The sequence below is a fragment of the Paraglaciecola sp. T6c genome (genome assembly GCF_000014225.1).
GTDB classification, from domain to species: Bacteria; Pseudomonadota; Gammaproteobacteria; order Enterobacterales; family Alteromonadaceae; genus Paraglaciecola; species Paraglaciecola atlantica_A.
The window spans coordinates 4406669-4428643 of sequence record NC_008228.1 but is presented as its reverse complement, the minus strand read 5'-3'; the positions used below and the strand labels follow the sequence as shown (position 1 = coordinate 4428643).

General features: G+C 44.4%; 18 protein-coding genes. 12 read left to right on the top strand and 6 right to left on the bottom strand.

Features of this window, described 5'->3' with window-relative positions:
• Positions 1-97: 97 nt before the first annotated feature.
• A complete protein-coding gene (locus tag PATL_RS18810) occupies positions 98-931 on the bottom strand; it encodes a mechanosensitive ion channel family protein (RefSeq protein WP_011576395.1) in 834 nt (277 codons plus the stop codon).
• A gap of 301 nt (positions 932-1232) precedes the next feature.
• Positions 1233-1826 (bottom strand): TetR/AcrR family transcriptional regulator, encoded by a 594-nt coding sequence (locus PATL_RS18805; RefSeq protein ID WP_011576394.1) that lies wholly within the window; start codon positions 1824-1826, stop codon positions 1233-1235.
• 587 nt (positions 1827-2413) lie between these two features.
• On the opposite strand from PATL_RS18805, the gene PATL_RS18800 reads away from it, so the two are divergent.
• On the top strand, positions 2414-3316 hold the full coding sequence (locus tag PATL_RS18800) for a GGDEF domain-containing response regulator (RefSeq protein ID WP_011576393.1): 903 nt from the start codon (positions 2414-2416) through the stop codon (positions 3314-3316).
• A 64-nt stretch (positions 3317-3380) separates the two neighbouring features.
• Here the strand turns inward: PATL_RS18800 and PATL_RS18795 are convergent, their stop codons facing one another.
• The 3 genes from PATL_RS18795 to rimK all read right to left on the bottom strand — a co-directional run bounded on the left by PATL_RS18795 (position 3381) and on the right by rimK (position 5612).
• Positions 3381-3923, bottom strand: a complete 543-nt coding sequence (locus PATL_RS18795; RefSeq protein WP_011576392.1) for an acyloxyacyl hydrolase — start codon at positions 3921-3923, stop codon at positions 3381-3383.
• 262 nt (positions 3924-4185) lie between these two features.
• The gene (locus tag PATL_RS18790) at positions 4186-4635 is read right to left on the bottom strand and encodes an ATP-dependent zinc protease family protein (protein ID WP_011576391.1); all 450 of its coding nucleotides are present in this window, start codon (positions 4633-4635) and stop codon (positions 4186-4188) included.
• Positions 4636-4706: 71 nt separating this feature from the next.
• Positions 4707-5612: a 30S ribosomal protein S6--L-glutamate ligase gene (gene rimK / locus PATL_RS18785; RefSeq protein WP_011576390.1), complete on the bottom strand. Its 906-nt coding sequence runs from the start codon at positions 5610-5612 to the stop codon at positions 4707-4709.
• A 252-nt stretch (positions 5613-5864) separates the two neighbouring features.
• Between rimK and PATL_RS18780 the strand changes: the two genes are divergently transcribed.
• The 5 genes from PATL_RS18780 to PATL_RS18760 all read left to right on the top strand — a co-directional run bounded on the left by PATL_RS18780 (position 5865) and on the right by PATL_RS18760 (position 12861).
• Positions 5865-6854 (top strand): zinc transporter ZntB, encoded by a 990-nt coding sequence (locus PATL_RS18780; protein WP_011576389.1) that lies wholly within the window; start codon positions 5865-5867, stop codon positions 6852-6854.
• A gap of 192 nt (positions 6855-7046) precedes the next feature.
• Positions 7047-8174, top strand: a complete 1128-nt coding sequence (locus tag PATL_RS18775; protein WP_011576388.1) for a hypothetical protein — start codon at positions 7047-7049, stop codon at positions 8172-8174.
• A gap of 17 nt (positions 8175-8191) precedes the next feature.
• Complete coding sequence (gene ovoA, locus PATL_RS18770) at positions 8192-10360, top strand: 5-histidylcysteine sulfoxide synthase (RefSeq protein WP_011576387.1); 2169 nt, start codon at positions 8192-8194, stop codon at positions 10358-10360.
• 195 nt (positions 10361-10555) lie between these two features.
• Entirely contained in the window at positions 10556-11743 is a 1188-nt protein-coding gene (locus tag PATL_RS18765; RefSeq protein ID WP_011576386.1) for an FAD-dependent monooxygenase, read from the top strand.
• Positions 11744-12114: 371 nt separating this feature from the next.
• A complete protein-coding gene (locus tag PATL_RS18760; RefSeq protein WP_006991060.1) occupies positions 12115-12861 on the top strand; it encodes an SDR family NAD(P)-dependent oxidoreductase in 747 nt (248 codons plus the stop codon).
• A 97-nt stretch (positions 12862-12958) separates the two neighbouring features.
• Here PATL_RS18760 and PATL_RS18755 read toward each other — a convergent pair whose 3' ends face one another.
• The gene (locus tag PATL_RS18755) at positions 12959-13696 is read right to left on the bottom strand and encodes a FadR/GntR family transcriptional regulator (protein ID WP_011576385.1); all 738 of its coding nucleotides are present in this window, start codon (positions 13694-13696) and stop codon (positions 12959-12961) included.
• A gap of 523 nt (positions 13697-14219) precedes the next feature.
• On the opposite strand from PATL_RS18755, the gene PATL_RS18750 reads away from it, so the two are divergent.
• The 6 genes from PATL_RS18750 (at position 14220) to PATL_RS18725 (ending at position 21832) form a co-directional block, all read left to right on the top strand.
• Positions 14220-16484 carry a polysaccharide lyase 6 family protein gene (locus PATL_RS18750; RefSeq protein ID WP_011576384.1) on the top strand — a complete coding sequence of 755 codons (2265 nt, stop codon included), beginning with the start codon at positions 14220-14222 and terminating at the stop codon, positions 16482-16484.
• 57 nt (positions 16485-16541) lie between these two features.
• Complete coding sequence (locus tag PATL_RS18745; RefSeq protein ID WP_011576383.1) at positions 16542-17840, top strand: MFS transporter; 1299 nt, start codon at positions 16542-16544, stop codon at positions 17838-17840.
• 64 nt (positions 17841-17904) lie between these two features.
• Complete coding sequence (locus tag PATL_RS18740; protein ID WP_011576382.1) at positions 17905-18828, top strand: sugar kinase; 924 nt, start codon at positions 17905-17907, stop codon at positions 18826-18828.
• Positions 18829-18983: 155 nt separating this feature from the next.
• Positions 18984-20153: an NAD(P) transhydrogenase subunit alpha gene (locus PATL_RS18735; protein WP_011576381.1), complete on the top strand. Its 1170-nt coding sequence runs from the start codon at positions 18984-18986 to the stop codon at positions 20151-20153.
• The gene (locus PATL_RS18730; protein WP_006991067.1) at positions 20153-20434 is read left to right on the top strand and encodes an NAD(P) transhydrogenase subunit alpha; all 282 of its coding nucleotides are present in this window, start codon (positions 20153-20155) and stop codon (positions 20432-20434) included. Before PATL_RS18735 ends, PATL_RS18730 begins: the two co-directional genes overlap by 1 nt.
• Positions 20435-20446: 12 nt before the next feature.
• A complete protein-coding gene (locus PATL_RS18725; protein ID WP_011576380.1) occupies positions 20447-21832 on the top strand; it encodes an NAD(P)(+) transhydrogenase (Re/Si-specific) subunit beta in 1386 nt (461 codons plus the stop codon).
• Positions 21833-21975 lie beyond the last annotated feature (143 nt).

Below are 21975 nucleotides of genomic sequence, written 5' to 3'. Positions count from 1 at the left end.
ATTTAGCAAAAAAAAAAGGGTTACACAAATGTGTAACCCTTTTTTACGTGCTGTTTTTGTTCAGCATCCAGTCTAACTTTTTAGCTAATAATACCTGTTAACTGTTTTCTTGAATGATATGCACATCTCGCTGAGGGAATGGAATGGTTAAGCCCACTTCTTCTACAGCAGATTTAAGCATCGGGCGTATATCAAAAAACAGTGACCAGTAGTCATCCGTTTTAACGAATGCACGCACTAAGAAGTCAACCGAACTCGATCCTAAGTCGACCACAGCGACCACATTGCCTTCTTCTTTGAGAACGCGGGGGTCGTTCATGATGGCTTGTTCCATCGCTTCTTTACCTTTGGCGATATCATCTGAATATGAGATACCGATAGATATTTCCACTGCTCTTATGCTGCTAGCGGTGTAATTAGTAATATTGCCATTGGCTAAAGGCCCGTTTGGTACAATGATGATGCGCTTATCAAACGTTTCAAATGTGGTAACAAAAATACCGATATCTAAAATAACCCCTTCAACGTCCTGCGCACCAACATAATCCGCTACTTTGAAAGGACGGAAGATGAGGATCATCACGCCGCCTGCGAAGTTAGATAAACTGCCTTGCAGAGCGAAGCCGACTGCCAAACCTGCGGCACCCAATATCGCCACAAATGAAGTGGTTTCGATACCCACCATTGATGCCACACTAATGACAAGAAGTACTTTGAGAACGACCTCAAATATATTAGTCAAAAATTGGGCGAGAGTTTCATCAGGTAGCCCTTTAACTGCGTGGCGCCTAACGGCATTACTGACTTTACCTATTACCCACAGGCCAACCACTAAAACAACGATGGCTAATATAAGTTGGCCGCCGTACTCGGTGCCAAGCGTGATCGCTTTATCGTAGAAAGTTTGCAACTGATTTTCGAATGAGTCCATGGAACATCCCTTTTATCTATTTCGAGCGAACGACGACTTGTGTTCGCTTTGTGTTTTGTAGTGCACCCTGCGCACTACAGTGTTTGCCATTAGTAATGATTACTATTTTGGCCAAGGTAAAACTTTACGAAGGATGGGCCGTAAGTGCTATTAGACAATAGTGGACTGTTGCAGTGTAAATGAGGGTGAAAGTGACGTTAAAGCACAAAAAATAAAGACAAAATGAAAGAATATAGCGTTAAACGAACGCAAATCCCTGCACTGAGCTGGACTCACTCAGTGCCTAAGGCAAAATACAATGTCAGTGTATAGGATGGGTGAGCTGCTGAAAAAGCTGCTCAATTTGCTGCTCCACAACTTGAGTGTCTCTTGTCGCTTTGAGATAAGAACGCCAACCGATAATGCTTATCTGCAGAGTTCTGGCCGTTGCGACGACATCGGTGTTAGCTGGTAATTGACCTTGCTCTTTTGCTTTAGTAAACACGTCTGCAAACTTGGCCTCGACTTGATTGAGTAAAGTGCGTACCAAACTCAATATTTCACGATGGCTTTCATCGAGCTCTGCCAGCGTTTTAGCCAGCATGCACATTTCGCTCGGTCTAGTGCTATTTGGACATAACACCAGGTCGTGGATCAGTTGCTGGAACGCTTGTAGAGCGTTCGCATTGTTCATCACTTGCGTGTTCAGTTGTTCTGTCAGTGCTTGTGCGTAATGATTGAGTACGCTAGCGAATAAATCGGCTTTGCTGCCAAATGCGGCATAAATACTGCCGGGTCGCATATCAAGCGCACTTTGTAATTCACGGGTCGAGGTGCCTACATAGCCCCTCTCCCAGAATAACTGAGTGGCTTTTTCAAGCACGTCTGTCCTATTGAATTTTGAAACATTAGCCATGCTTACCTCTCGTTGACATAATCTCTTTTCGACCCGCTGACACACTTGATGGATAGCGCATATGGATTTTCAGCGAAATAAAATAGCTGATTAAGTATTGCCTGAGCCGCACAAGGATTGTACTTTATCTTTTGAACGAATGTTCAAGTAATAAAAGGTTACTCGTGGGTTTCGTTTATGTCAAATCGACGCGTGAAGAACCCACTACAATATTCGCTGCCAATTAGATCGATTTCAATATCAACAGCCCAAGCTGTGAGTCTTAATCTTCAGATTTAAACTAAAGGCCAAGTGGGGCGTTTTTCACTATTGTTTTCCGTAGTGTAATGTTACGCCACCACACCTATAAGGTGGCCAATTTTACTGCTAAATGCCGTCAACATGTGCGATTACACTTTTAATCATGCTTACTTGAGTTAATGGTTATAAATACTTTAATGTCAATGTAACTTTAGTATATAGTTGTGCCGCAAATACGCAATAAAATCAATTAGTAATGCTTGCAATCGCATAGTGCAGTCGGTTTACTATAATCATGTAAACAACTAAATCTATTTCTTCGTACGTCTATCTTCACAGTGAGTCAAATGCTTAAAAACGCTGAAAAAGCGCGAATATTAATAGTCGATGATGAACCGATCAATATTCATGTTTTATCGAACACATTAACGGATACATACAACGTCTTTGCGGTCACCTCTGGGCGAGAAGCGATCGCGTTTTGCATGACGCACGCCCCTGATCTGGTGTTAATGGATATGGATATGCCTGACATCAACGGCGTAGAAGCCTGTAAAACGTTAAAAGAAAAAAGTGAAACGCATGATATCCCTATCGTATTCGTGACAGGGCACGGTGATTCAGATGCGGAAGACAAATGTTGGGAAGCAGGCGGCGTTGATTTTTTAACCAAGCCGGTAAACGCCAATACCTTAAATCATCGTATTAAGTCGCACCTCGCGTTGAAAGAGTTAACGGATGAGCTGCGTCGTATGGCCTACCAAGATGGATTAACCCAAGTCAGTAATCGGCGTTATTTCGATGAGTACCTGTTGCGCCAACAAAAGTTGAGCCAACGCAGTGGAAGTTTCTTCGCTCTGTTGATGTTCGATATCGACTTTTTCAAATATTACAATGATCACTATGGCCATTTAGCCGGCGACGACTGTTTGCGCTTAGTGGCCAAGGTATTAAAGCAGTCTGTAGAGCGCCCTGGGGACTTCGTTGCTCGGTTCGGTGGGGAGGAATTCGCAGTTGTACTACCTGAAACCGGCATAGCAGGTGCAATTCTGGTGGCTACAAAGCTGCTAACGAGTGTGCGTGAGCTGGGAATTAAACACAAGGGTTCACCCTTTGGTGTGGTCACAGGAAGTATCGGTATAGCGGCTAGTGACGGTGGCAAAAAGACCCTGCAAGAATTAATTGATACGGCGGATCGGCGTTTGTATCTCGCTAAAACCAACGGACGGGATCAGTTCGCTTCTCAATAAGGTCGGTTTACATCACCTTGGCGTATCTATCATTTCCATCTGATGAGTTAACGTTGTTTACTCATCAGAATGATTTTGCGTATGCGATGTTCAAAAAGTCCATTCCAGGATTCTTACTCCCCAGACCGCCGTTAGAATAGTGCATATATCGTAGCGCCAAGGACGAAGTGTTATTCTGTCCAAATTCGACTTTTACCCCCAATCTATCTTCGAATTGGTAGTGAGAGCCAATGTCTTTTCCGGCAAATTTTCTATCTTTCACTAGACTCACGCCGATACCTGCTTCCCACTTTACTGGGTATTGGTCCCACAACGTAGTAAATTGCTTCGATATGACCGGTGAAAGAGATATCGCGTAATTTGTCTGGTGGCTATTTTGCTCTCCGTACTCCCAGAAATTGGCGCTGACTTCCCAATATAAATCCACCTTACCCAGCCAAGGTATTTCGGCCACCTGATGCGTGAAAGGTCGGTATGCCAAACGGATCCCCTGCGTGCTCCCTTCACCATTTAGAAAGTCAATGGCGTACCCTTGCTCTCTAGCGTGAACAGTTCCTGAGAGTATGACCAAGAAAAGTGATAACCCAAAAATATACGACTTGCGCATGATACTCCAACAACAATGGTTAATGATTTGCTGTCTCGGGAGCAGAATAAATGCCATCTCAAATGCTAGTTTAAATAGAGTTTAAAAATCAACGAGTTAGTTCATGTTCTGGGTAGTTTATCAAGGTAGGGGATAACGCTATTTTGCAAAATTTCAAATCGAAGAAAGTAAATTTTTCTTATGGTTGGCGTTACTTTCATACAAAATAGCGCCAACTAACGAACATAAACGCTGTTTCGTCTATGTCGATAAATACACTGATTTAATTCACTGAACCCGCGCTAAGTTCATATTCAAGTGAAGGGTCAACGAGGAACTTTCCGGCCATTGCTTCGCGCCCGAGCAACATCAAATAGGTCATTTCAGAGCGATCTGTGAGGGTCAATTGAATGTCCCATGTTAAATCGGCCATTTGGATTTCAGTTTTAATGGTATAGCGTTTTTCAAGGGTGGCGGTTGAGCTTTTGACTCGCTTGATGGCTTCTACTTTTGCTTCGCGGCGAACAATGTCAGCCACATTGTGGATATTCGGATGAATGTCGAAGCTGACCCAAATATTGCCACCACGTTCAAACTCTTCAATATTGTCTACGTGCAGAGATGAGGTCGTAGCGCCTGTATCAACCCTAACGTTTAACGACTGGATCGTCAGTTCTGGTAAGTCACACAACTCAAGGGTGCCGACTATGGGTTTATTTAAATATCTATGCATCGTTGTATCTCTTAAAAGATGGGCGCACTGGCAGGCTTTAAACAAAGCGCGCCTACGGTGGACCGTGGCGTCTAGCCTTTGCCTCGGGTCTTGGTATTATTTGGCTTGGCATTTTTTACAATAAATTCGATGATCATGCTAGCAACATCTTTGCCTGTCGCCGTTTCAATTCCTTCGAGGCCTGGGGATGAATTCACTTCCATCACGACCGGCCCATTGTTTGAACGAAGGATATCCACACCGCACATGTTAAGACCCATGGTTTTTGCTGCATCAATAGCTGTTTTACGTTCTTGTGGCGAAAGGCGTACTAAGCTGGCTGAGCCCCCTCGGTGTAAATTTGAACGAAATTCCCCTGCCGCAGCTTGGCGCTTCATTGCAGCAACAACTTTACCGCCTACGACTAAGCAGCGAATATCCGCTCCGCCGGCCTCTTTGATATATTCCTGCACTAATATATTTGCGTTCAAGCCCATGAACGCTTCAATGATAGATTCTGCGGCTTTCTGCGTATCGGCTAGCACTACGCCTATGCCTTGAGTGCCTTCTAATAATTTAATAACTACTGGGGCGCCTCCTACGTTTTTTATCAAATCATCAATACGGTCAGGCTGACGAGCGAAGCCTGTACGTGGCATTCCAATACCTTTGCGCGACAATAGCTGCATTGAGCGCAATTTGTCGCGAGAACGGCTAATGGCCACAGACTCGTTAATACTAAAAGTACCCATCATTTCAAATTGACGAACCACGGCTGTTCCATAAAACGTCACAGATGCACCAATGCGCGGAATTATGGCGTCGTAATAGGGCAGTGCTTCCCCTTTAAAGCGAACGGCCGGGCGATTGCTGCTGATGTCCATGTAGCAATGAAGGGTGTCAATAACATCAACTTCATGGCCCAAGCTCTCACCTGCTTCTTTGAGGCGTTTGGTGGAATATAGATTTTGGTTACGCGATAAAATAGCTATTTTCATGTGGATCTCTTGAAAATCAATGAATGTATACTGAGCCTAAACCCTGAGGGTGGATGAAACAAACCCACGATTAATGGAGCTTATTGACAGGATTTGAAGTCACTGTTACTAGTCGTTTGTGAAGTGACGACCGAATCTGTGTAGTGTACACCTTTTAATATTTTTTAAACCTTGAGACGGTAAAAAACAAGTTTGCATACATAAAAAGGTGCTTTATATTCGCCACACTTATCGTCCGGTGGGAGCGACACCATGCAGCATCAGCAAGAACAGAACTCAAATCAACGCGATAGCTTTTTATGGGCGTATTATTTTACGGACGGCTCGGCCAGCCCTGTCGATTTAGCAGGACTGAAAGCGACAAAGAATAAACCGGGCTTTTCTTGGGTGCATTTGCAGTCGGACTCGATTGACGCAGAACAAACAATGTATGACCTAGGGTTATCGAAAAACGTTGCTGACTCCCTGATCGCCCTAGAGACGCGGCCTAAAACCTTAAGTATGGATGGTGGTTTAGTCGTTTACTTACGCGGTATTAATACTAACCCTGATGCTGATCCAGAAGACATGGTGTCGTTGCGCTTGTGGCTAACCGAAAAAGGCATTGTGTCAGCCAGGCGTAAAGATAGAAAATTATATTCAGTACAAGACGTTAAAAATGATATTGACCAAGGTACTAAAATAACCAGTGCTGGTGATTTGCTGCTAGAAGTGATTGAGCGAGTGGTCGTCCATATAAGCGAAATGGTTGATATTTTAGATGAAGAGCTAGTCGATTTTGAAACATCAGAATCTATGGATAGCAAAGCGCGTCAACGTTTGTCCACTGTGCGTCGACAAGCTGCCTCAATACGCCGCTACTTGGCACCGCAACGAGACGCTCTGGATACATTGTACCGCAGCAACCAGTTTTTAAACTCCGAGCAAGCATTTACGTTAAGAGAGCTAAGCGACAGAGCCACGCGCTATGTAGAAGATTTAGATCTCGCCCGTGAACGTGCAATCGTATTGCAAGACGAAGTACGCAACCGAATTGCCGATCGCCAAGGCATGGTGATGTACGTTTTGTCGCTAGTTACGGCGATTTTCTTGCCTCTGTCATTTCTGACCGGCGTTTTTGGCATGAACGTGGGCGGATTACCCGGTATTGATAACCCGCATGCGTTCAATGTTTTAACCTTCTCTATGTTGGGGCTTGTTGCCTTATTAGGCGGCTTTATGGTGTGGAAAAAGTGGTTCTGATGGTTGTTTATTTATTCACACCGCCAGCAATACAAATATCATCGTACACACTAGAAACAATCCGCCAAAGCCAGGGCTGGATAATAAAATGCAATTAACGACAAACTTTTTCGGTCCTTAACCGTAATGACCAGTCATAGTTTTCATCATTACCGTTGTGAAGAGGGTATTAGCTAAAGTGAAAGGGCCGCGGTGCAAAAGGTAGCAGTATCATCTCAGAGTCAGCAAGTCAGCCAGCAAGTGCTTCGTCAATTGTTGCAATGCTTTGCCGACTTAGGGCTAACGCCTTTGGTGCATGTGGAGCTAGAAGGGGTCTATGAAACCGCGTCAGCGAAGCATTCTTTAGACTTTGCGAGAGTAAACCAGTCATTGCTGGATTTGGGCATCAACGGTGCCTTGAAAACAGAATTTTGGCATCAGCAATGGGAATACGTTTCCTTGTTTAACGGTCAATCGCCCCTCAAAGAGGCGCAAGATTTAGCCAGTGCAATGCAATTGCTACCGACTATTATGCGGCGCTTTGGCGCCAGCAATGTCTTGCTAAAGCCCGTCGCTTGGGCAGCTGACAAAGGGCGATATGTGCCAGGTTCTGGCGCAATATTTTCCACGGACACTCGCTCTGTTCATATTCCTAATGCAATTCAAATGAATGTAAGTGTGGCCGATAACACAGGCAGTAACCTGATACCGCATTCAAATTTAGGTGAGTGGATACAACACCATCTGCTGACCAATAGTTTTCACTGCTGTTTGTTATTTTTACCCGAAGAGGACGCCTTCAAACGTCTCTCCCTGCGTAGCGACTACGGCCTTGATGCTGAATTGAGTTCACCGTTTATGTTGTCTGGCGGTCATCAGGGAAGTATCGCCTTGTATAAAAAGGTGGGCAAGCACAACCAACCTATGGGGCAAGAGCCGTTATTCTACGGAGCCAATAATCAGGTACTGAGTTATAGCCATAACTGGCAAAAGACGGCGCGAGTAGAGCATCGAGTTGGGGCAACGAGCTCTGCTTATGATCCCTATCTAAATATGATCTTTATCCTATTAAATGTATTACAAGCCATTCAGAGTTGGCAGCGTAAAGATGAATTACCCCCGGCCTTTTCTAGCCGAGCATTTCCACCTTCCTTGCATGATAGTCAAAAGAGCGATGGGTCGGTGGTATCAGGAGCATTGGCGCTATTTTCTCAGCAGAAATGGTTTGCTCAGCAAGTGGATTATTATTGCCAACAGGCCTTTTATGGGCAATTTGAATCAGTAGGCACCTGGCTACAAACACAATTTTTGCGACGTTATTCGCCAAAATTGATCACATAATTAAAGAAGTTAATCATATGCATGCACAACGACTAAACACAATCGCTGAACCAGAAGTAGAGCAACTGCCTAGGCTGAACAAACCTCCCTTGCTCAGTGGAACCGATGCTGCTGTTAAGCGCAGCGAATTGAAACGTTATTTCCTACAAAATTGGGCACTGTATGAGTCACTGTTTGACTTGATTAATGACGACTCGGCATTCTATTTAAGGCCTGAGTCTCTGCGACATCCACTTATATTTTATTTTGGTCACACAGCTGTTTTTTACGTTAACAAACTAATGTTGGGGAATTTTATCGACGAGCGAGTCGACACGCATATAGAGTCTACGTGTGCGGTGGGTGTGGATGAAATGTCGTGGGACGATTTATCCCCTGATAATTACCAGTGGCCGACAGTCAGCGCTGTACGCGACTACCGACATAAAGTAAGAGCCATGGTCAGTCAGTTTATCGACGACATGCCGCTGACATTGCCAATCACCCAGAACTCACCAGCATGGATTATTCTGATGGGGTGTGAGCATGAAGGTATTCACATTGAAACCTCTTCGGTCATTTTGCGTATGCTCGACACAAAATACCTGACTGATAATGGTCAATGGCCGGCTTGCCCTGATTTCGAATTTGTTGAACCGCAAAACCAAAAAAATCGGTTGGTAAGTGTTCCACCTCAAGACATTCGATTAGGTAAACCTAGCAGCAATGACACCTATGGCTGGGATAACGAATATGGAATTTCAGATATTTCAGTGGATACTTTTCAGGCAAGCCAAACCTTAGTGTCTAACCAAGAATTTTTGCAATTTGTTGATGCCGGTGGTTATCAAACACCTGAATTATGGACCGAAGAGGGCAGGGCTTGGTTGAATTATACCCAAGCGACTATGCCACGTTTTTGGTTGTTACGAGAGGGGACTTATTACCAGCGTAATCTTATCCACGAGGTCCCGTTGCCAGCTAGCTGGCCGGTTGAAGTCAATTACCTCGAAGCCAAAGCGTTTTGTAATTGGAAAACACAATCGTCACAAGGCTTCGTGCGCCTGCCAACCGAAGCCGAGTGGCAAGTACTAAGAGATACCGTAGAGGGCGATTTACCCTATTGGGACACTGCGCCAGGTAATATCAATCTTGAGCATTTCGCGTCCTCATGTCCCGTGGACTTGTACCCTCAAGGCGGTTTTTTTGATGTGATAGGGAATGTATGGCAATGGACCGAAAGCCCGATAGACGGTTTTGAAGGCTTTGCGGTGCACCCTCTTTACGATGACTTTTCGACTCCAACATTTGACGGTCAGCATAATCTAATTAAGGGCGGCTCTTGGATTTCTACCGGCAATGAGGCGACAAGAGATTCGCGCTATGCCTTTAGAAGGCACTTCTTCCAGCATGCTGGGTTTAGGTACGTTGAGTCAAACAAGAACGATATTCCCATTACCGCGGTCAATCCCTACGAAAGTCAAATTGATATCAGTCGAATGCTGCATCATCAATATGGCGTTAACAGTGGTAACGAAGACCATGATATTCAGCAGGTGCTATCTCACTGCCAAACGTTGTTAAGCAGCGCAACATGCAACAATACTAAAGCGTTAGATATTGGCTGTGGCACTGGGCGCTTAAGTTTCGAGTTGAGTCATATATTCAAGCAGGTGGATGGCATAGATTTTACCGCGCGCCATATTCAGCATGCTTTGCAACTGAAAAAGCGTGGTCAGCTACGTTATGCATTACCTAGTGAGGGGGAACTGCAGCAATTTGTAGAAGTCGGTTTGCAAGACGTCAATCTGAACGCGTGCTATGACAATCTGCACTTTACTCAAGGAGATGGGCACAACTTGAAGGCGCATTTTGATGGCTACGATCTGATTGTTGCTCATCGCGTGCTTGATGTACTTTACGATCCGCAACTATTCATTAATCAAATGTTAAGCCGCCTGAATCAAGATGGGATCTTACTGCTTTCTAGCGCGTATCAGTGGTCAGAAACACTGACCCCTAAGCAGAAATGGCTAGGTGGCTTCAAAGCTAACGGTGAAAATCAAACCAGCGAGACACATTTAAAGCAAATATTAGCAGTGCACTGTGAATTGCTTACGGAATCTGACGTTATGAGTGATGTTCAGTTAGATAATAGAAGTAGCCAGCGACAGCGAAATCATTTAACGGTGTGGAAAAAATACTAAGCGCGTTCTAAAGCATTAAGATGAAACGCATTAAAACGCGGTATTTTACGGCGTTTTATGCTCTTAATGCTGATAAACTTTGCACACAGGTTAAGCACCGCGAAGCTACCCGTGAAACTATTCGCCCGAAAACTATTCGCGAATTTACAGTGCGATGGGCGAATTTATAGTGCGATAAAATGGTGAACATGCTTTATGCCTAAAAAAGTGATTATCGCTGGTGGCGGTATTGGCGGTTTAAGCGCAGCACTTGCGCTAAACCTCCAAGGTTTTGACGTACATGTTTTTGAGCAAAGTGATGCATTAAAAGAAGTCGGGGCGGGTATACAGCTGAGCCCTAATGCCATGCACGCGCTAACGGCGTTAGGTTTGCAGGATCAGATCATAGCACTCGGTTTTTTGCCGCAAAATGCCACGATGCGTCATTATCAAACAGCAAAAACGTATTTACAGATGCCATTAGGCGCTGCGATTGAGCAAAAATATGGTGCCCCCTATGTCCATATTCATCGCGCTGACCTACACAAAATCCTTTACCAAAGCGCTTTAGAGCGCGGCGTAAAGATAATATTAAATACACGCGTAATATCTTATCAGCATGTTAATACAAGCAATGCACAGCGAGTAAACGTTGAATTGGCCGATGGGGGTGAATTGCACTGCGATGTATTAATTGGTGCTGATGGCATTCGCTCGTCAATAAAAAAGTGCATGTTGCCCCAATCCGAAATCCATTTTACTGGGCAAGTGGCATGGCGGGGGACTATAAAAACTAAGAACGCCCCCAAGACACTGGTGAAGCCTGAGGCGAACTTATGGGTTGGCCCAGGAGCGCACGTGGTGAGTTACTACGTGCGAGGTGGCGATGAAATTAACGTTATAGCCGTGCAAGAGCGTGAACAGTGGAACGATGAACGCTGGAACGTTGATGGCGATATTACAGTCTTGCGCGCTTTGTTTTCGAATTGGCATCCTGATGTGCAGCAACTTCTGAGTAAAATGGATGACTGCTTCTTATGGGGCTTATTCGGCAGCGCACCATTAGAAACCTGGGTAGACGGCCAGGTTGCCCTTTTAGGCGATGCCTGTCATCCCATGTTGCCATTTGTGGCACAAGGTGCTGCGATGGCGATTGAAGATGGGGTGTGTTTAGCTAAAGCGCTATTAAGTGAACCACGAATAAATCATGCTCTTTTGAATTATCAATCTCAGCGCATCGCTCGAGTGACTAAAGTGCAAACTATGGCCGCTAACAATGCTGCTTTATATCATATGCATGGCGTGAGTAATAAAATGAAACTACAGGCTTTGAAGCTCTTAAACATGATTTCTGCAGACCTTGCTTCGCTCCCTATGTCATTTATTTATCGCTATAACCAATAGCGTTAACCCAATAAACGATAAAGCTAATTGGTCAAGCTAGTTTGCGGGGCAGTGTCTCAAGCATACGCCGATTTTTCTTCCTTCGCTTATGACCGAAGAACGTATCCATACTCACTAATAGCCACATTTATTGGCACTACACTGAGCAGTGAGAAAATAGCGACGAATAAACTTTTTTAACAAAAAAGCTAAAAAAACAACAATTGGTAAAGCCAAAGTTAATTAATTGGTTGACAATGAGTGCGGTAATTAGTTAGTTTAGCTTTGTAGACTTGGATTGGTAATGTACTTAGGCGGGCTGTGCGGTGCTCCTTGGGGAACTGATTGAAAGTTTATGTATATACTAATTTGAAAACCCAGTGGAGAATATTATGACAATGAAAGGCAAAGTAGCCATAGTGGCAGGTGGTGGGCGTGATATTGGCCGCGCTTGTGCATTAGAATTGGCCGGCCGTGGTGCAGATGTGGTGATTACTTATCTTGCCAGCGAAGCTACCGCACAGAGTGCAGTTGAAGAAATAGAAAAACTTGGTGTTCGTGCTGTCGCAATCAAAGCTGATTTGACACAACAGCAAGATGTTGATGCATGTGTGCAAAGCACTGTTGATAAATTTGGCAAAGTCGATTGCCTAGTGCATGTTTCAGGTGGATTGGTTGAGCGTGTTAAAGTAGCAGACATGAGTCTTAGCCACTTCCATAAAGTGATGGACTTAAACCTAACGTCACTTTTCATGATGACTCACGCATGTATACCTCACATGCCTAAAGGCAGCAGCATAGTGACATTAGCATCTCAAGCTGGTCGTGATGGCGGCGGCGGTGGTGCAGCGATTTATGCTACTTCTAAAGGCGCGGTAATGACATTTACACGTGGTCTAGCAAAAGAGCTTGGTCCTGACATTCGTGTTAACGGCGTTTGTCCAGGCATGATCAGCACAGGCTTCCACGATACTTTCACCCCTGACGCAGTGCGTGAGAAAGTCGCTGGCTCTACAGCGTTGCAACGTGAAGGTAACTCTGAAGAAGTGGCTAAATTGGTTGCCTTCTTGGCATCTGACGAAGCATCTTATATGACAGGTACTAACGTTGATATCAACGGTGGTATGTTGTTCTCATAATCGACTTATCGTTTATGTAAAAAAGCCAACGTATGTTGGCTTTTTTATTGGCTGGAATTCATCATAATGAACGAGGGCTCTTAAAGCTAACGTACGCCTATGCTTGTTTAATGACGTGCGACAGTGAGTATAAGCCTCTGGTCTCAATCGTTTGACGACGAACCTCTTCTAACGCTTGCGCTTCTTTAGCTTCGAATAATGCGTTTATCAATCGATTAAAATGCTGGTGCATAGCAGCGCGAGCGGCTTGGTTATCACGCTTCTTAAGAGCTTGATATATGACCGTATGCTCGTGTAATCGTTTTGAACTACTTTGGCTACAAACACCTTTATAAGCAGCCTTGACCTCGGCATTGGTATCACGTACTTGCCACAAGTTCTCAACGGCAAGCAATATGGCATTATTACGTGTCGCACGAGAAATAATCATATGAAAATCACGATCAGCGTGTTCTGGATTTTCTTCTTTTTCCATTGCGTCGAGTGTGCTTTTTAAATCACGTAATTCATCATCAGTGATGGTTGTAGCTGCAAGTGCTGCAGCTTCGCCCTCAACTAAAGCGCGGGCTTGAGTGAGCTCAAAGGCACTAATGTTATTCAACGGCTTTGGAGCATGTTTGCTGGCCAACACGTAAACACCAGAGCCTGTTTTTACTTCAACTCGTTCCCTTACTTCCAAAGCAATAATCGCTTCACGGATGGTAGGACGGCTGACGTCGAAGGTTTCTGCTAACTCGCGTTCTGGGGGTAAGCGGCTTCCTGGCTGGTACAAACCGGACTCAATAAGCTGTTCTATTTTTTCGACTATATTCCAGAATAATCGACGACTCTTCATTTTAGACATCCCGCTCTGTTTCTTATCTATCTACTACTTACCGGCATTCTACCACAATTGCAGATTATGCAAGCGCTTTAGAAATAGGTATAGCATATTTTAACAACTATGTAGCAAATACTTAACTATCATTATTACCAATGATGGTTTTATTGGTAATAACATATTTGTTAAATTGGTTAATATTAGTTTGACATTTAATTCGACTATTGGTTACATTGGAGGTGTGGTATACGGATAATATTGCCAGCGCATATTAAAGTGATGCACGAGCAAAAGAATAAAAAGACGTATGCAACATATAACGGGTTAGATCGCCAATTTACACAAACCCTCTGTACCCTACATTTATTGTGTACTTTGGCGATTTTTTTCGACCCTGCTGTCATTTTTAAAGTGCGCTTTACATCCGCACATGTAAAGCGCACTTACTATTTGTGCTAAGGCGGCAGACAAGCAGCAATCAAGATGATAAGCATCAGATTGTTCGTTAATTTTCATAACAGGATTGGGCACTCATTTTATGCGCGCGAATTTTCACTTTATTTCTTTGGCTCGTCCAGCTCTGCTGTCGATGATATTTATCGTGTGTCAAAACGCCTTGGCGGCAGATACTTTAGTCAAAACGCCTGAAGCCTATGAAGACGCGCTAAAAAGCGTTCAACCTGGTGACGCCATCATTTTGGCTAACGGTACATGGCAAAACTTTGAAATTTTGCTCGATGCCAAAGGCACCAAAGAGCATCCCATAACCCTACGTGGCGAAACACCCGGTAAAGTATTTCTTACTGGGCAGTCAAACTTGCGTTTAGCCGGTGAGTATCTTGTGGTCAGTGGACTAGTGTTTAAAGATGGTTATACACCCACTGGTGAAGTTATCGCGTTTCGCCGTAATAAAGACAAGCTCGCTAACCACAGTCGCGTAACCCAAGTTGTCATTGATAATTACAGTAATCCTGAGAAGTTCGAACAAGACAGCTGGGTGATGGTATATGGCCGACATAATCGGTTTGACCATAATCACTTAGTAGGTAAGCGCAATAAAGGTGTGACGATGGCAGTGCGTTTGACTAGCGAGTCTAGCCAGCAAAATTATCATCGCATTGACCATAATTACTTCGGACCGCGCCCTATTCTAGGCTCTAATGGTGGCGAAACGTTGCGTATTGGTACCAGTCATCATTCGTTAACGAATTCTTTTACCACCATCGAAAATAACTTTTTTGACCGCTGTAACGGCGAAGTGGAAATCATCTCTAATAAGTCGGGCAAAAACAGTATCCGTAACAACGTATTTTTCGAATCTCGAGGCACGTTAACCTTACGCCACGGTAACGGTAATATTGTTGAAAATAACGTGTTCTTCGGTAATGGCGTTGACCACACGGGGGGCATACGAGTTATCAATCGTGATCAAATTATTCGAAATAACTACCTTGAAGGTCTAACTGGCTACCGCTTCGGCAGTGGCTTAACAGTGATGAACGGCGTACCGAATTCAAAAATTAATCGCTACCATCAAGTCGACAATGCCCTGATCGAAAACAACACTCTGGTTGATGTAAAGCATATTCAATTTGCCGCAGGCAGTGACAAAGAGCGTTCGGCAACGCCAGTCAACTCATTAGTGAGAAACAACTTGATCCTGAGTGAGCAGGGCACTGACGGAATAACGGTGTTTGATGATATCAGTGGCATTACGTTTGAAGACAATTTGCTTAATCAAGATACCAAAGCGACCCTTGAGGAAGGATTCAAGCAGGCCGAGATTACCATGAAGCGGGCGGATAATGGCTTATTGTATCCAGCGGATGAAGCACAGCGTAAGTTTGGTGTGAGCTCTGATATAAAACCGATTGCTAAAAATGACGTCGGAGTGAGTTGGTATCCAAAAGTGGAGCCAGACGTCGCCTTCGGTTCAGGGACAACGATCCCTGTGGCGCCAGGAGATAATACCTTGTTCGATGCGATCGCTTCCGCGAAGTCAGGTGACGTTTTAATTCTACAAGGTGGAGAGTATAGGGTTTCAAAAATTCTAAAGTTGGACAAAACTCTTACTATCCGTGCACAAGATAATGCTGCTGCGGTGATTTATCCTCAACGCTCGACGCTCATTGAAATCAATAATATGGGCAACTTAACATTGGACGGTGTGCGGGTTGATGCTAAAAATGCCCCGGATGCGGCAGGGAACACGCTTATTCGCACCACCCGTTTACCTATGCAACGTAATTACCGGGTGGCGATAAAAAATAGCACTTTCGAAAACCTCAATATTAACCACTCCTATCACTTTTTTGATGTAGGCAATCGCAGTTTTGCAGACTACATTCAAGTGACTAATAGCCATTTCTCTCATATTACCGGTGACTTATTCCGCCTAGACAAGGAGACGGATGATCTGGGTATTTACAATGTTGAATATCTCACCATTGAGGATTCCACGGTAACGGATCTTGATGGAGCGATAGCAAAGGTTTATCGCGGTGGAACAGATGAAAGCACCTTTGGCCCTCATGTTGTGCTAAACAACAACACATTTAGTGAAATTGGCAAAGGTAAGCGGAATAAAAGTAAAGCGAGTTTGGTATTGCACGGTACTCAGGTGAATAAGGTAACGGCGAATAAGTTTATTAATACAGCTCCTGTAATCTTTGAACTTACCGTTGGTGAGCCGAAAACTTGGATAACCGATAACGTATTTGAAGGGACATCAGAACCCATCATCAAAGACCTATTTCCACTTAGCGGTGTAACAACAATTATCAGCGGAAACAAAACGCTATAGTGCCCTAATGTGTTTTTTAGCCTAATAATAACGTTAGGCAAACAAGAGTATAAAAATATGAAAATGAAAAATTTGCGTTGGTGGGTAGTGTCTCTGGTTGCCTTAGCAACCGTGATTAACTACATAGATCGTTCTGCATTAAGCGTACTTTGGCCAGATATCGTGCAAGATCTCTTTCCAGATAAATCAGATTTAGAACGTAAACAGATATACGCAAATATTTCGATTGTATTCATTTTATCTTATGCCTTTGGCCAAGCGATATTCGGTAAAATATTTGATTGGGTAGGTACTCGATTAGGCTTCGTTTTGTCTATTGGCGTGTGGTCTTTGGCAACTGCTGCTCATGCCTTCGCTCAGGGCGTACTAAGTTTCAGTATTTTTCGCGCCATTCTTGGGGTTGCAGAAGCAGGTAACTGGCCAGGCGCCGCTAAAAGTAATGCTGATTGGTTCCCCAGTAAAGAACGTGCGCTTGCCCAAGGTATTTTTAATTCAGGCGCCGCTATAGGCGGCATCATAGCTATCCCTCTTATTGCCTATCTGACCGTGTTCTTCAATTGGCAGATGGTCTTTGTGGTGATCGGTTTGGTGGGCTTACTGTGGCTTGTTCCTTGGATTATTCTGGTAAAGGCTCCGCCCAAATCACATCCATGGATCACGGAAGAAGAGCGTGCCTACATTTTAAGCGGTCAGCGCACAGTAGAGTCAGATACCACTAGTGAAGAAGACGAGTACAACCCAACTACAAAGGAGTTGCTGTCGCGCAAACAAAGCTGGGGCGTGATTATTGCCTCTGCTGCGATTGATCCCATCTGGTGGTTATTTGTTTTTTGGATCCCTATTTACTTGAACGAAGTGTACCAAATGGATGTAAAAGCGATTGGTATTTACGGTTGGGTACCTTATGTAGGGGCTATGATTGGCGCGTGGTTTGGTGGTTTGTTGGCGCAAAATCGCATCAAAGCGGGTTGGAATGTGGACAAAACCCGCAAGCTCACCATTACATTAGGTTGCCTGATCATGTTGCCCGCTTTATTAGCTATGGCTGACCCAGGCGGCCCAACGACTGCGGTTATTATCATGGCTGTTATTTTGTTTGGCTTCCAAACTGCAATAGGTAACGTGCAAACACTACCCAGTGACCTTTATGGTAAAAAAGCGGTGGGTACCTTATCTGGCTTTTCAGGTATGGCAGCAAAATTAGGTGCTTTGGGGTTAACTGCATTAGTGCCGATTTTAACGGCAGACGGCAACTATACCCCGGCCTTCGTTATCGGAGCTTCACTGGCTGTAATTGCGATGCTGGCGATTTGGGTATTAATCCCGAAAGTAGAGCCATTAAAAAGTCAAAAATAACTCGTTTAACCAATATTAATGAAGTTCATAGCGCTTCATTAATCACTTATACCCAGGGTGTGTTATGCAAAAAGTTGTGTTGATAGGCGAGTGCATGTTGGAACTGCGCGAAGGTAAAGATGGTGTTATGCATCAGTCATTTGCAGGGGATGCATATAATACTGCGGTTTATCAGAAGCGTGGTTTCGCGGAGCAAAATGTATGCTTCATGAGCGCAATTGGCCAAGATGTGGTCAGTGATAAATTACTCCAGCACTGTGAGAAGGCATCGCTGAACACCCAGTACTTGTCACGCAAAAGTGAACAAAACCCTGGGGTGTACATGGTGCAAACCGACGAACATGGCGAGCGTTCGTTCCTCTATTGGCGAGAGAACTCAGCCGCTCGCCAACTTATGCGCTTCGTCGACAGTGAAATGGTCAATTCTATGCTGGACAGTGATTTGGTTTTTTTCTCAGGCATTTCATTGGCTGTGATACACCCAGATGACCGTCCTGCATTTTGGGCAATGCTTAAAAAATTAAAAGAGAACGGGGTCAAATTGGCTTTTGATCCTAACTACCGCCCAAGACTGTGGGCCTCACCAGAAGAAGCGCAACAGCAATTTCATTACGCTTATCAGCTGACAGATATTCTTTTACCCGGAATTGATGACTTCGCTCAGTTGTATGACCTAACGCAACTCAGTGAAATTCTAGAGTTTTGCCAGCCTTATGACATTCACGAATTAGTCATAAAAAATGGTGCTAATAGCGTTTACTGTCAGTTGGGCAGCAATCTTATCCACCTCCCCATCGCACCTGTAGAGCATGTTGTCGACACCACCTCAGCGGGGGACTCGTTTAACGGTGTTTATCTTGGAGCCAGATTAGCAGGTAAAGAGATAGAGCATGCTGTGAGCCTAGCATCTAAGGCTGCTGCAATCGTTATTCAGTATCCCGGCGCCATCACGCCTGAGTCAGAATTTATTGAGCGTCTTAATCAATAATAGTTGATATTCATCACTGCAATTAATGTAAGTCTACGTTTTTATAACGATTTTTACATATTCTATATAACTAAACTGAATTATTAACTTGCACTCGAGCAGTGCATAGTTTGTGCACTGTTGTGAGTCAAATTGTAACAAAACTTGGAGGGCCTATGCCTATTATTGCATTTCCGGCTGAAATGAAAGCAGGTGAAAAACGCTGTGCGCTTTTACCTGTTAACGTAAAGGCATACAAATTACTGGGTGCTGATGTGCTGATTGAATCTGGCTTAGGTCAGCACATTAATGTTACTGATAATGAATACGTAGAGGCGGGAGCGAGTGTTGCTACCAGCCGCGCAGAGTTGTTGAGCAAAGGTGACATTGTTCTAAGTTTGCATAAGCTCAGTGCAGACGAAGTCTCGTTGTTAAAGCAAGACGCGCTTGTGGTGAGCTATTTGGACCCTTTCAATGAGCCCACGTTCGTGGATACGCTATGCCAAAAGGGTGTAACCAGTATCAGCATGGAAATGATCCCGCGTATTAGCCGTTGTCAAAAGATGGATGCGCTAAGCTCCCAGGCCAGTTTGGCGGGCTATGTGATGGTCATGCAAGCCGTAAATACGTTACCGACTGTACTGCCCATGATGATGACGCCCGCGGGTACATTAAAGCCAGCTAAGGTATTTATTATTGGTGCTGGTGTCGCTGGATTACAAGCAATCGCCACCGCGAAACGCTTAGGGGCAAGTGTAACTGCATTCGATACTCGTACCGTGGTAGCCGAGCAAGTACGGTCGTTAGGCGCTAAGTTTTTGGACATTGATTTGGGCGAAACAGGCGAAACCGGACAAGGTTATGCCCAAGCACTGACACCTGAGCAAATGCAAATTCAACAACGTGAGCAAGCCAAATGTATTTCTGATTCAGATATTGTGATCACCACAGCACAACTGTTCGGACGTAAGCCTCCCGTACTGATTAACCAAGAAACAATAGCCTCTATGCGCCCTGGCAGTGTGATTGTTGATATGGCTGCTGAGACTGGCGGTAACGTGCAAGGCAGCGTATCAGGGGAAACAGTTGATATTCATGGTGTGAATGTTATCGGCACAGGCGCATGGGCGAATGGCGTAGCAAAACACGCTACTCAGATGTATGCCGCTAACTTATATAACTTGATCAGCGAGTTTTGGTCGAAAGACGATAACCGCTTCGCTTTGGATATCGAAGATGAAGTGCAATCAGGTTGTATTATCACTTATCAAGGAAAAGTGGTGAATACCATGATCAGTGATTTTTATGCGTCTCAAAAACAAACTACAAAAGACGGGGTAGCGTAATGGAAGCCATTTATTTGCTATTTATTTTATTGCTGTCGATTTTCGTCGGCTTCGAATTAATTCAAAAAGTGCCTGCTACTTTGCATACACCCTTGATGTCAGGGGCGAATGCGATTTCTGGGATCACAGTGGTGGGTGCTCTGGCCTTAGCTGGAGATGAAACCTTGGGTGAATATGCCATGTACTTGGGTGCGTTTGCCGTATTTTTGGCGACGATTAACGTTGTGGGTGGGTATTTAGTCACCGATAGAATGTTAGCCATGTTCAAGAAAAAGCAGTAGGTGGAACAAGATATGACATCAAATATAGATTTAGTGATCAATTTCACTTACGTAATTTCTGCAGCCTTATTCATATTCGGCTTAAAACTTCTTGGTCACCCATCAAGCGCGCGTAAGGGCAACCTTGTTTCTGCTGTCGCTATGTTATTAGCAATAGTCGTGACCTTACTTGATAACAATATTGTGAATTTCCAATGGATTGCCATCGCCATGCTTGCTGGTGGTGTTGTTGGGTTCTTTGCCGCGCGTCTAGTGGCCATGACAGACATGCCTGAAATGGTGTCTTTGTTAAACGGTGTGGGCGGCTTAGCCAGTGTATTTGTTGCTTGGGCGACCATTCAAAGTGGTGCTGGGTTAACCGCCTTTATTTTAATCGTTACCTTTTTAGCTTTGCTGATTGGTGGCGTGACATTCTCAGGTAGTATCGTTGCTTGGGCCAAGTTGAGTGAGCGTATCACGGGCCGTGCGGTAACGTTTAGCGGCCAAGCCATTGTTAACGTGATTATCGTTTTGGCGATAGTTGCCACGGGGTACGCCTTTGTTGCACAACCCGATTTTGCCTTATCGTCAGCAGAGGTTTTGTATGTTGCTTTAGCGTTGTCCCTGCTATTTGGCGTCATGCTTGTATTACCTATCGGCGGCGCCGATATGCCAGTGGTTATCTCATTGCTTAACAGTTATTCAGGTTTAGCGGCTTGTGCAGCCGGTTTTGCACTGCAAAACAATATCCTAATTGTTGCGGGTTCACTGGTCGGGGCAAGCGGTATAATTTTGACCAACATTATGTGTAAAGCGATGAATCGTTCGTTAAGTAACGTACTGTTCTCAGGTTTTATGGCTGTGCATAAATCAGACATGGTTATCGAAGGCGAAGTGAAACCTCTTTCTGCTGACGATGCCTTCTATGTGTTAGAAGCAGCGCAGTCAGTAGTGGTTATTCCTGGCTACGGTATGGCGGTTGCACAAGCACAACACGTAATGAAAGAGTTGCAAATTCAGCTTGAAGAAAACGATTGTGAAGTAGCTTACGCTATTCACCCTGTTGCTGGGCGTATGCCTGGGCACATGAACGTACTACTTGCTGAAGCTGACGTTTCTTATGAGCATCTGTTCGAGATGGACGATATTAATAAGCGCATTGAAAACTTCGATGTGGCTATGGTTATCGGTGCGAATGACGTGGTTAATCCTGCCGCTCGTGAAATGAAAGGCAGCCCTATATACGGCATGCCAGTTATTAATGCTGATTTAGCCAAGAACGTATTTGTACTTAAACGTGGCATGGCGTCGGGCTTTGCAGGGATTGATAACCCGTTATTCTTTAAACCCAATACACGCATGATATTTGGTGATGCAAAAGAAACACTGAGCAGTATCGTTAGGCAGTTTAATGATTAATCTGCCTGTGTTTGGATGACGTAAATTCACTCCAAACAACGAAAAGCCCTCTTGGCATTAGTATGCCAAGAGGGCTTTTTTATGTGGGTTTGAGACCAACTCAATTAAATATTTGGCCACTCAGCGAAAATGTAGTGGAATTG